General features: G+C 68.3%; 12 protein-coding genes. 1 reads left to right on the top strand and 11 read right to left on the bottom strand.

Annotated features, from left to right (window positions below; genetic code table 11):
* From EK403_RS23195 to ettA, 4 genes are all read right to left on the bottom strand, one after another.
* A partial coding sequence (locus EK403_RS23195) for an MOSC domain-containing protein (RefSeq protein ID WP_245479679.1) occupies window positions 1–373 on the bottom strand: 373 nt, incomplete at its 3' end.
* Between the two features lie 11 nt (window positions 374–384).
* Window positions 385–1167, bottom strand: coding sequence for a trans-aconitate 2-methyltransferase (gene tam, locus EK403_RS12790; RefSeq protein ID WP_128777867.1), 783 nt, complete (start codon window positions 1165–1167; stop codon window positions 385–387).
* Window positions 1164–1331, bottom strand: coding sequence for a hypothetical protein (locus tag EK403_RS22380; RefSeq protein WP_164919594.1), 168 nt, complete (start codon window positions 1329–1331; stop codon window positions 1164–1166). The genes tam and EK403_RS22380 overlap by 4 nt, the downstream gene beginning before the upstream one ends.
* 39 nt (window positions 1332–1370) lie before the next feature.
* On the bottom strand, window positions 1371–3026 hold the full coding sequence (gene ettA / locus EK403_RS12785) for an energy-dependent translational throttle protein EttA (protein WP_128777866.1): 1656 nt from the start codon (window positions 3024–3026) through the stop codon (window positions 1371–1373).
* A 384-nt stretch (window positions 3027–3410) separates the two neighbouring features.
* Between ettA and EK403_RS12780 the strand changes: the two genes are divergently transcribed.
* Window positions 3411–4145: a cytochrome c biogenesis CcdA family protein gene (locus EK403_RS12780; protein ID WP_128777865.1), complete on the top strand. Its 735-nt coding sequence runs from the start codon at window positions 3411–3413 to the stop codon at window positions 4143–4145.
* Between the two features lie 28 nt (window positions 4146–4173).
* Here EK403_RS12780 and EK403_RS12775 read toward each other — a convergent pair whose 3' ends face one another.
* The 7 genes from EK403_RS12775 to livM form a co-directional block, all read right to left on the bottom strand.
* Window positions 4174–4611 (bottom strand): hypothetical protein, encoded by a 438-nt coding sequence (locus EK403_RS12775; protein ID WP_128777864.1) that lies wholly within the window; start codon window positions 4609–4611, stop codon window positions 4174–4176.
* A 47-nt stretch (window positions 4612–4658) separates the two neighbouring features.
* Window positions 4659–4928: a hypothetical protein gene (locus EK403_RS12770; RefSeq protein WP_128777863.1), complete on the bottom strand. Its 270-nt coding sequence runs from the start codon at window positions 4926–4928 to the stop codon at window positions 4659–4661.
* A gap of 365 nt (window positions 4929–5293) precedes the next feature.
* Window positions 5294–6397 (bottom strand): branched-chain amino acid ABC transporter substrate-binding protein, encoded by a 1104-nt coding sequence (locus EK403_RS12765; protein WP_128777862.1) that lies wholly within the window; start codon window positions 6395–6397, stop codon window positions 5294–5296.
* Window positions 6398–6464: 67 nt separating this feature from the next.
* Window positions 6465–6848, bottom strand: a complete 384-nt coding sequence (locus EK403_RS12760) for a DUF6867 family protein (RefSeq protein WP_128777861.1) — start codon at window positions 6846–6848, stop codon at window positions 6465–6467.
* Window positions 6849–7068: 220 nt separating this feature from the next.
* Entirely contained in the window at window positions 7069–7791 is a 723-nt protein-coding gene (locus tag EK403_RS12755) for an ABC transporter ATP-binding protein (protein ID WP_128777860.1), read from the bottom strand.
* Window positions 7788–8672 (bottom strand): ABC transporter ATP-binding protein, encoded by an 885-nt coding sequence (locus EK403_RS12750; protein ID WP_128777859.1) that lies wholly within the window; start codon window positions 8670–8672, stop codon window positions 7788–7790. Before EK403_RS12750 ends, EK403_RS12755 begins: the two co-directional genes overlap by 4 nt.
* A complete protein-coding gene (gene livM / locus EK403_RS12745; protein WP_128777858.1) occupies window positions 8669–9970 on the bottom strand; it encodes a high-affinity branched-chain amino acid ABC transporter permease LivM in 1302 nt (433 codons plus the stop codon). The genes EK403_RS12750 and livM overlap by 4 nt, the downstream gene beginning before the upstream one ends.
* Between the last annotated feature and the right edge of the window lie 137 nt (window positions 9971–10107).

Below are 10107 nucleotides of genomic sequence, written 5' to 3'. Positions count from 1 at the left end.
TCCGCGAGCCGGCCGGCAGGAAGGAGAGGCGCGGCGCGCCCTCGATCACGAGGTTCGCGCCGATCCAGCCGGGCTCGAGCGACGGCAGGCCGAGCCTGTGGCCAATCTCCCGGAGCTCCTCAGCGGAGACGATCGAAAGCTGCCGTCCCGAGCGGATCTCGGCGCCCCTGCGATACCAGGGCTCGCGGCCGCCGGCATTGCGCGTGAAGCCGCCGTGCCGATCGCCCGCGACGCCGTCGAGCGCGAGATCGAGCGCCTTGACGGGCGCGGTCTCGAAGCTCTCCGGATCGGGCGTTGCAAGCGTCGCGACGAGTCGTGCGACCAGCCTGCGCCCCGGATGGATGACGATCTGGTCGAGGAGGTCGCGCGACATGGGCGCAAATCCTATCGCCGGGTCGCGACCACGAACAGGCGGGGAAAGCGCAGCAGCACCTTGCCGGCGCCGCGCTCGGGATAGAACGCCCTGAGCCGGTCGACATAGAGCGCGAGGAAGACCTTCCGCTCCTCCTCGTCGAGCGGATCGAGATAGGGGCGCAGGCCTGTGGCCTTGAGCCAGGACGCGATCGCCCCCGCGCCGTCGAGCGGATGGAGATAGGTGGTCCGCCAGACGTCGACCGAGTCCGCATGCGGAGCGAGCAGGTCGAAATAGGCCTCGCCGGACAGGATCTCGGCCCGCGATTCGCCGGCATGGGCGATCCGCCCGGCCCATCTGCCGTCGCGCGCGACCTCGGCCATGAGAGCGTGGGACGGCTCCGAGCGGTTGTCGGGGATCTGGACCGCGAGCGCGCCGCCAGGCGCGACCAGCCGCATCAGCCGCGGAAACAGCGTCTCGTGGTCCGGGAGCCATTGCAAAGCGGCGTTGGCGAAGACCAGGTCCGGCGTGCGGTCCGGCGACCAGTCGGCCAGGTCGGCCTCGACGAAGGCGGCGTCCGGCACGCGCTTCTGCGCGGCCCTCAGCATGTCGGGAGAGGAATCGACGCCGACGAGCTTCGCTTCGGGGAAGCGGCGCGCGATCAGCGCCGTCGAGTTGCCCGGCCCGCAGCCGAGGTCGACGGCCAGGGACGCGGCCTCGAGTGGGACGCGCGCCAGCAGGTCGGCGGCCGGCCGGGTGCGCTCGTCCTCGAAGCGCAGATAGGTCGCGGCCGACCAGTCTTCCTTGAGCTTCACTCGATCGGCTCGTTCTCAAGCCGCGTCTTCTCATCGGGCGTCAGCGGAACGATCTGGACCCGGCGTCCCTCGGACGTCAGGACCATGATGTCCTCGACGGCTTCGGCGCGGTCGATCAGCTCTTCAAGCGCAGTCTGAGCGGCTGCAAGGGAGTAGGTCGCCATGGGCTCCTCCACCATGAAGTCAGCCTACCCGTCACCGCCTCACCGCGTGAACTGCCTGTACTTGATCCGCTTCGGCTCCACCGCGTCCGGGCCGAGGCGGCGCTTCTTGTCCTCCTCGTAGTCCTGGAAGTTGCCCTCGAACCACTCGACATGGCTGTCGCCCTCGAAGGCCAGCATGTGGGTGGCGATGCGGTCGAGGAACATGCGGTCATGGCTGATGATGACCGCGCAGCCGGCGTAGTCCTCCAGCGCCTCCTCGAGCGCGCGAAGGGTCTCGACGTCGAGGTCGTTGGTCGGCTCGTCGAGCAGCAGGACGTTGGCGCCCGACTTCAGCATCTTGGCGAGATGCACGCGGTTGCGCTCGCCGCCCGACAGGTCGCCGACCTTCTTCTGCTGGGCCGCGCCCTTGAAGTTGAAGGCGCCGACATAGGCCCGCGAATTCACCTCGCGCTTGCCGAGATGGATCACGTCGGTGCCGCCCGAGATCTCCTCCCAGACGTTCTTGCTGGGGTCGAGCGCGTCGCGCGACTGGTCGACATAGCCAAGCTGCACGGTCTCGCCGACCTTGATCTCGCCGCCGTCCGGTTTGTCCTGGCCGGTGATCATGCGGAAAAGCGTGGTCTTGCCGGCGCCGTTCGGGCCGATGACGCCGACGATGCCGCCGGGCGGCAGCTTGAAGGTCAGATCCTCGATCAGCAGCTTGTCGGCGAAGCCCTTGTTGAGGTTCTCGAAGTCGATGACGTTGGCGCCCAGCCGCTCGGCGATCGGGATGACGATCTGCGCCGTGGTCGGGCCGGCCTCGGAGGCCTTCCGAACGAGGTCGTCGTAGCGCGAGATGCGCGCCTTGTTCTTGGCCTGCCGGGCGCGCGGGCTCGTGCCCATCCACTCCTGCTCGCGCTTGAGCGTGCGCTGCAGCGCCTCCTCGACGCGGCCCTCCTGCTCCATGCGCTTCTGCTTCTGCACGAGCCAGGAGGAGTAGTTGCCCTCGTAGGGGATGCCGCGGCCGCGGTCGAGCTCGAGGATCCAGCTCGTGACGTTGTCGAGGAAGTAGCGGTCATGGGTCACGATCAGGATCGCGCCCGGATAGTTGCGGAGATGGTTCTCCAGCCAGTTCACCGTCTCGGCGTCGAGATGGTTGGTGGGCTCGTCGAGCAGCAGCAAATCGGGCTCCCAGAGCAGCAGCTTGCAGAGCGCGACGCGGCGCTTCTCGCCGCCCGAGAGCTTGGTCACGTCCCAGTCGTCCGGCGGGCAGCCGAGCGCGTTCATGGCCTGCTCGACCTTCGAGTCGAGGTCCCAGAGGCCGAGCGCCTCGATGCGGTCCTGCAATTCGGTCATCTCGTCGGCGGTCTCGTCGGAGTAGTTCATGGCGAGCTCGTTGTAGCGCTCGAGGATCGCGGTCTTCTCCGCGACCCCTTCCATGACGTTCTGGCGCACGGTCTTCGCCGGATCGAGCTGCGGCTCCTGTTCGAGATAGCCGACCTTGGCGCCCTTTGCGGCCCAGGCCTCGCCGGTGTACTCCTTGTCGATCCCCGCCATGATCTTGAGCAGGGTCGACTTGCCGGCGCCGTTCATGCCGAGCACGCCGATCTTGGCGTCCGGGTAAAAGCTGAGGTGGATGTTGTCGAGCGTCTTCTTGCCCGCCCCGAACTGCTTCGAGACGCCGCTCATGTGATAGATGAATTCGCGGTTGGCCATGGAGGAGGGGTCGCCTGAAGCTGCGTCGATGTCGGCCCATGCGGGGCGGCGCGACAGAATGTGGTGGGTCGGCGGCCTTGTAGCGCGGAGCCCGAGCGAGCGGCAAGGCCCTGAACCGCCCGTCATCCCGGATGGCCCGGGTCGTCATGCATAGAAGCCGCCGAAACGCGGCCGTCGCCCTCGGACATGACCGGAGGAACCCTCTTTTCGCGTCGAGCTCGACGTCCGGCATGGATTGCCCGGTCGAGCCGGACCATGACGCGCCTCATTCAGACGACGATCCCGGCTCTCCGCTTCGCTTGGGCCGGGATGAGTCCCCGCCGTCGACGATCACGTTCGCGCGGCCCGCTTCCGCCCGCGCCCGCGGCGCGCTAGAGCCTCACGATGATCTCGACCGTGACCTTGCCCGCTGTCTTCGGCGCCGGCGCGCTCTCCTTCCTGAGCCCCTGCGTGCTGCCGCTGGTGCCGCCCTATCTGTGCTTTCTCGCCGGCACGACGCTCGACAAGCTGACGGCGAACGACGCGCCGCGCGCGGTGACCAGCCGGACGCTCGCCGCCGCCGTCTTGTTCGTCGCGGGCTTTTCGACCGTGTTCGTCGCGCTCGGCGCGACCGCCTCTGCGGTCGGCTCGCTGCTGCTCCGCAACGCGCCGCTGCTCGCGACCGTGGCGGGTGTCGCCATCATCGTGATGGGGCTGCACTTCCTCGGCGCCTTCCGCATCCCGCTGCTGATGCGCGAGGCGCGGGTCGACGTCGAGAAGCCCGTGGGGCTCTGGGGCGCCTATGTGATGGGGCTTGCCTTCGCGTTCGGCTGGACGCCCTGCATCGGCCCGGTGCTCGCCGCGGTGCTCGCGGTCGCGGCCTCGGAGTCCACCGTCGCGAGCGGCGCCGGCCTGCTCGCCGTCTACGCGCTCGGCCTCGGCGTGCCGTTCCTGATCGCGGCGCTCGCCATGAAGCCCTTCGTCGTCTTCCTCAAGCGCTTCCGCGCCCATCTCGGCACGGTCGAGAAAGTCATGGGCGGCCTTCTGGTGCTGACCGGGATCGCGTTCCTCGCCGGCTGGACGACCAGCGCCTCGTTCTGGCTGCTGGAGACGTTTCCGGGGCTCGCGACGCTGGGTTAGGCCGAATGTCGTCCGGACCGCCGGAGGGTCACTCCGGCGGCTTCTTGCAGGCGCCGATACCGGTCAGCACCGCGTCGTTCGAGGCGACCGTGAAGGTCATCTTGGGATCGGCGGAGCCCAGATGGATCATCCATCCGGAGGGGCCGTCCACCCCTTGCAGGATGAAATCGCCCCCGGCCTCGGCGAGGGAGGCGATCGACGTCACGTGGGGGAAACCGTCGGCGTTGGTGCTCGCGATGATCTTCTGTCCGAAATGGATCAGCACCTGTGCGGGCAGCTTCACCTGGCCGAACGTCTCGGCGCGACTGCAACTCTCGCCCGAGCAAAGTTGCGCGGAGGTCACAGTGCAGAACAGCGGCGACAGCTCTTCGGCCGAGGCCGGCGAAGCCGGTTGCTCAGCCGGCTGTGCGGCCGCCGCCGACGCAGCCGCGATCGATAAGGCGAGGGACGTGAGGAGGGCGCGCATGATGGGCCAGCTCTTTCGAATGTCGGTGACGAGCGTTTAGGACGGCGTCAGTAAAGCGGGCACGGCGGGTAGGGCGGCCGTCCGCAATAGGCGATCGGAGGCGGCGCATAGGCCGGCGCCGGCACATAGACCGGGCCGCCGTAATAGTAGCGCGGCCGCGCCCTTGCGGCGTCGGTGACGACCGCCCCGGCGACGGCGCCGGCGACAAGCCCGCCGACGAACGCGCCTCTGCGGTCGTGGAACGCGTCCGCCGACGTCGGCGCCACAAGGAACAGGCCCGCGAGCGCCACTGCGCTGAGGCTGATGCTGACTTTCATGCGAAGCCTCGTAGCTCGGAAGGGACGCGCGAAGGCTAGCCGCCCGTCCACGCGCCCCGCAAGCTTAAAAAGAAGATAAACGGCCGAACACAAATCGAATTATCTTTAGTCGACTATAATCATCAAAAAATGAACTGGCGCGTCGGCGCCGTTCAGAGTGGCGTGTCTCGACATTCCCGACGAGTACGAATTTATGGACCCGGAGCTGGTTTCGCGATTCCAGCGGGTGGCGCCCCGCTTCTGCCTTAGCTCCGCTTCCTGTCCGTCGGGCGTTCGTCCGCATCCGACGCTTGGCGCCAGTCGCAAGATGGAGAAGGGCCCGCCGATCGCTCGGCAGGCCCCACCTGGCGTCGGACGACCCAGCCTCACATCTGCTGGTAGGCGCCGTCCTTGAACTCGTAGAACACGAAGCCCGCTACCGTCGGGTCGCCCTTCTGGTCGAACTTGACCTCGCCCGCCACTGTCTTGAAGGTCTGCTTGTCCATCTCGACCTTGACGTCCTCGGCGTCCGTGGACTTCGCGGCGGTCGCCGCCGCAGCCCAGATCTGCAGCGCGGCGTAGGAGTAGAGCGTGAAGCCCTCGGGCTCGATCTTCTTGGCCTTGAACTTCTTCACGACCTCGGCGGCCTCGGTCAGCTTGCGCTGGTCCGGCGGGAAGGTGAACAGCGTGCCTTCGCCGCCCTTGCCCGTGATGCCGAGGAACTCGCTCGACTGCAGCGCGTCGCCGCCCATCAGCACGGCGTTCAGCCCCTGCTCGCGCATCTGGCGCACGATCAGGCCGGCCTGCTGGTAGTAGCCGCCGAAATAGACCACTTCCGCGCCGGCCTGCTTCAGCTTGGAGACCAGCGCCGAATAGTCCTTCTCGCCGGCCGTGATCGCCTCGTAGAGGATCGGCTTGGTTCCGCCGCCCTCATAGGTCTTCATCGTCTCGTCGGCGAGGCCCTTGCCGTAGGACGACTTGTCGTGGACGATCGCGACCTTCTTGCCCTTGTATTTTTCGAGGATGTACTTGCCCGCGATGCCGCCCTGCTGGTCGTCGCGGCCGCAGACCCGGTAGGTGGTGCCGGCCTCGGGGCGCTTGTCGGTGTAGACCGGGTTGGTCGAGGCCGGCGAGATCTGGATCACGCCCTCTTCGGCGTAGACCGCCGAGGCCGGGATCGACGAGCCCGAGCAATAGTGGCCGATCACGACGTCGACGTCGTCGCCGGCGAGCTGGTTCGCGACGTTGACGGCCTGCTTGGGGTCGCAGGCGTCGTCGCCGATCTTGGCCACGAGTTTCTCGCCATTGACGCCGCCGGCCGCGTTGATGTCCTCGATCGCCTGCTCGACGCCGTTGCGGATCTGCTGGCCGAAGACCGCGTTCTCGCCGGTCATCGGCCCGGCGATGCCGATCGCGATGTCGGCATAGGCGGGGGCCGCCAAGATGACGCCGAGGGCAGCTCCCGCGAGCGCTGCAAGATGTCTCTTCATATCCACGTTCCTTCCGGTCCCGGTTCCGAAAATGTGCTGAAGCCTCGCGCGGATCTTCGGCGTCCGCTCAAGCGATGTTGGCGTCTCCCGCGTCGTCTGTCACGCCTTCGCCGCGCCGCGCGCGCCAGCCGAAGGGGCCCGAGCGCTCATAGAGCCAGGCATATTGCCGGACCATGCGCTTCGCGAGCGTCGTGCGGTGGCCGGTGAGCACGGCCGCGACCAGAAAGACGAGATCGACCAGATAGAAATGCAGGGTGAGCAGGCTGCCCGAAAACAGCGCGTAATGGATGAAGCGCACCGCGGCCGCGAGCGGGACCATCCAGAGCGCCGCCTTCCACCATGGCTCCCAGGCGCCCGCGATCGCCCGGCCGGCGAGCCAAGCGGCGCCGCAGCCGAGGATCAGCGTGACGAACGCGAACTCGGCGAGCGAGATCTCCCAGATCAGGCCCATGGCGCTGCGCCTTTCCAAACGAGGGAGGGGCGCACGCCTGGGCGCGGCGCGGGCCGGCCCCCTCCACCGCTTCGCGGTCCTCCTCCCCCGCTTCGCAGGGGAGGAGCAGAGACGGCGCCGCTTCGGATCCTCCTCCGCTCGCGGAGGAGGGGGACCATGCGAAGCATGGTGGAGGAGGCCGGCGCGATGTCCGTCAATGCGTCCAGCCGAGACCGCCCCATCACCGCCCGCCCTCCAGATAGGCCGCGCGGACCTCCGGCTTCTCCAGCAGCTCGCGCCCCCCGCCCGACAGGGTGATCCGGCCGTTGACCATGACATAGCCGCGATGGGCGAGCTTCAGCGCGTGATAGGCGTTCTGCTCGACCAGGAAGACGGTCAGCCCGTCGCGCTCATTGAGCTCCTTCACGACGGAAAAAATCTGCTTGGCGACCAGCGGCGCGAGGCCGAGCGAGGGCTCGTCGAGCATCAGCAGGCGCGGCCGGCTCATCAGCGCGCGGGCGATCGCGAGCATCTGCTGCTCGCCGCCCGACAGCGTCCCGCCGCGCTGCTGGGCGCGCTCCTTCAGCCGCGGGAAGATGCCGAAGACGCGCCCGAGATCCTCGTCGAAATGCGCGAAGCCGTTGATCGCCGCGCCCATCTTGAGGTTTTCCAGCACGCTCATGCGCGGAAAGATGCGCCGCCCCTCGGGCGACTGCGCGATCTTGAGCCGGGCGATCTCGTGGGTCGGCACGCGGGTGATGTCCTGCCCGTCGTAAGTGATCGAGCCGTCGCGGGCCTGTGGGCTGCCGAAGATCGTCATCATCAGCGTCGACTTGCCGGCGCCGTTGGCGCCGATCAGCGTGACGATCTCGCCGGCGCCGACCTCGAGGTCGACGCCCTTCAGCGCCGCGATCGAGCCGTAATAGGCCGTGACGCCGGCGAGCTGGAGGAGCGGCGCGGTCACGCGGGGCCTCCCTCGGCCGCCTCGATCTCGCGCTCGACCTCCTCGACCTCCTCGTCCTCGACGCCGAGATAGGCCGCGATCACCTTCGGGTCCTCGCGCACCGCCTGCGGCGAGCCGTCGGCGATCTTCTTGCCGTAGTCGAGCACGACGACGTGGTCGGAGATCTCCATCACCACGCTCATGTCGTGCTCGATCAGCAGCACCGCGACGCCGTCGTCGGCGCGGATCGAGCGCAGCAGGTCGTTGAGCTCGGCGCTCTCGCGCGGGTTGAGGCCGGCGGCCGGCTCGTCGAGGCAGAGCAGCACCGGCTCGGTGCACATCGCGCGGGCGATCTCGAGGCGTCTCTGGTCGCCGTATGGCAAGTCTGCGGCGGGGTCGTCGGCGCGCTCGATCAGGCCGATGCGCTCGAGCCAGCCCTTGGCCTTCTCGATCGCCGCGCGCTCGGCGCGCGCGAAGCCCGGCGCGCCCAGCACGCCAAGGATCGTCATGCCGGAGGCCGCCATCAGCGGCGCGTGCTGGGCGACCAGCAGGTTTTCGAGCGCCGTCATGCCGCCGAACAGGCGGATGTTCTGGAAGGTGCGGGCGACTCCGGCGCGCCGCGCGATCTGGTGGTCACGGAGCCGCTCCAAGAGCCAGCTCTCGCCGGCGCTTTTCTTGAGCGTGAGGCGGCCGACCGTCGGCTTGTAGAAGCCCGTGACGCAGTTGAACACGGTGGTCTTGCCGGCGCCGTTCGGGCCGATCAGCGCGGTGATGTCTGCGCGTTTCACGTCGAACGAGACGTCGTCGACCGCGACCAGCCCGCCGAACCGCATCGTGAGATGCTCGACGCGCAGCAGCACGTCGTCGGGCAGGGCAGGGGCGTCGGCCGGCGCCGCCGTCATCCGTGGCCCTCCTGCACGAGGGCGCCGGAGATCGCCTTCTTCTCCTTGAGGAACACCGAGGGCGTGCGCGACGAGACCAGCCCGCGCGGCCGCCAGACCATGATCAGCACCATCACGAGGCCGAACACGATCATCCGGTAGTCCTTGAACTCGCGGAACAGCTCGAAGCCGCCGATCATGACGAGCGCGGCGATCGCGACGCCGAACTGCGAGCCCATGCCGCCCAGCACCACGATCGCGAGGATCAGCGCGCTCTCGATGAAGGTGAAGCTCTCCGGGCTGATGAAGCCCTGGCGGGTCGCGAAGAACGATCCCGCGAAGCCCGCGAACATGGCGCCGAGCGCGAACGCCGTGAGCTTGGTGTTGACCGTGTTCACGCCGAGCGAGCGACAGGCGATCTCGTCCTCGCGCAGCGCCTCCCAGGCGCGGCCGATCGGCAAGCGCCTCAGCCGGATGACGACGTAATTGGTGATCAGCGCCAGCGCGAGGATCAGGTAGTAGAGGAAGATGATGCGGTGGAGGCCCGAGAACTTGAGGCCGAACATCGCCGCGAAGCCGTCCTTGCCGGAGACGAAGTCCGCGATCCCGAAGAAGCTCGGCCGCGGCACGTTGGTGATGCCGTTCGGGCCGCCGGTGAACCAGTACCAGTTGAGCAGCACGATGCGGATGATCTCGCCGAAGGCGAGGGTGACGATCGCGAGATAGTCTCCGCGGAGCCTGAGCACCGGGAAGCCCAGCAGCACGCCCCAGAACGCCGCGAGCAGGCCCGCGAGCGGCAGGCAGAGCCAGAAGGAGAGGCCGAAATACTGCGCGAGCAGCGCGTAGGAATAGGCGCCGACCGCGTAGAACGCGACATAGCCGAGGTCGAGCAGGCCGGCCAGGCCCACCACGATGTTCAGCCCCCAGCCCAGCATCACATAGGTCAGCACCAGGATGCCGAGGTCGATCTGGTAGCGTTCGATCCCCGGCAGGAAGGGCAGGGCGATCGCGATCACGACCGCCGCGGGGGCGAGCCAGCGCGCGAGCTTCATGAGCCGCGCCTCGAGCTTCGGCGACACCGCGAGCTTCGTCCGGACCCGTCCCGGCCGCCAGAGCGTCAGGTTGAGGATCAGCCGTCCGACGAACACGATCCCGACCGCCCAGGCGACGCGGTCCCAGTGCTGCTCGAGCGCGAGGTCGCCGCCGACCTGGACCGTCACCAGGCCCATCATCGGCGCCGCCAGCCCGAAGGCGATCAGCGCCGTGATCGCGGCGTCCTTCAGCGCGTGGGGCAGGGGAGAGGCGAGGGGAGCCGTCATGCGCGCTTCGAGACGGCCGCTCGCGCGGCCTCCTCAGCATGAGGAGCGTTGCGGGGCGCCGGAGCGCAAAGGCCCCTCATGCTGAGGAGCCGTCCGCAGGACGGCGTCTCGAAGCACGCAGAGCGATCGAGCGCCCC

Source organism: Hansschlegelia zhihuaiae (genome assembly GCF_004103825.1).
Lineage (GTDB): Bacteria > Pseudomonadota > Alphaproteobacteria > Rhizobiales > Methylopilaceae > Methylopila > Methylopila zhihuaiae.
Note: the sequence above shows the minus strand (reverse complement) of the source record. Positions and strands in the feature narration are given on the sequence as shown.

What these genes read in the sequence shown, in the direction of transcription:
- EK403_RS22380 (WP_164919594.1), bottom strand. Translation starts at nt 1,331, where the DNA reads ATGGCGACCTACTCCCTTGCAGCCGCTCAGACTGCGCTTGAAGAGCTG.
- ettA (WP_128777866.1), bottom strand. Translation starts at nt 3,026, where the DNA reads ATGGCCAACCGCGAATTCATCTATCACATGAGCGGCGTCTCGAAGCAG.
- EK403_RS12780 (WP_128777865.1), top strand. Translation starts at nt 3,411, where the DNA reads ATGATCTCGACCGTGACCTTGCCCGCTGTCTTCGGCGCCGGCGCGCTC.
- EK403_RS12775 (WP_128777864.1), bottom strand. Translation starts at nt 4,611, where the DNA reads ATGCGCGCCCTCCTCACGTCCCTCGCCTTATCGATCGCGGCTGCGTCG.
- EK403_RS12770 (WP_128777863.1), bottom strand. Translation starts at nt 4,928, where the DNA reads ATGAAAGTCAGCATCAGCCTCAGCGCAGTGGCGCTCGCGGGCCTGTTC.
- EK403_RS12765 (WP_128777862.1), bottom strand. Translation starts at nt 6,397, where the DNA reads ATGAAGAGACATCTTGCAGCGCTCGCGGGAGCTGCCCTCGGCGTCATC.
- EK403_RS12760 (WP_128777861.1), bottom strand. Translation starts at nt 6,848, where the DNA reads ATGGGCCTGATCTGGGAGATCTCGCTCGCCGAGTTCGCGTTCGTCACG.
- EK403_RS12750 (WP_128777859.1), bottom strand. Translation starts at nt 8,672, where the DNA reads ATGACGGCGGCGCCGGCCGACGCCCCTGCCCTGCCCGACGACGTGCTG.
- livM (WP_128777858.1), bottom strand. Translation starts at nt 9,970, where the DNA reads ATGACGGCTCCCCTCGCCTCTCCCCTGCCCCACGCGCTGAAGGACGCC.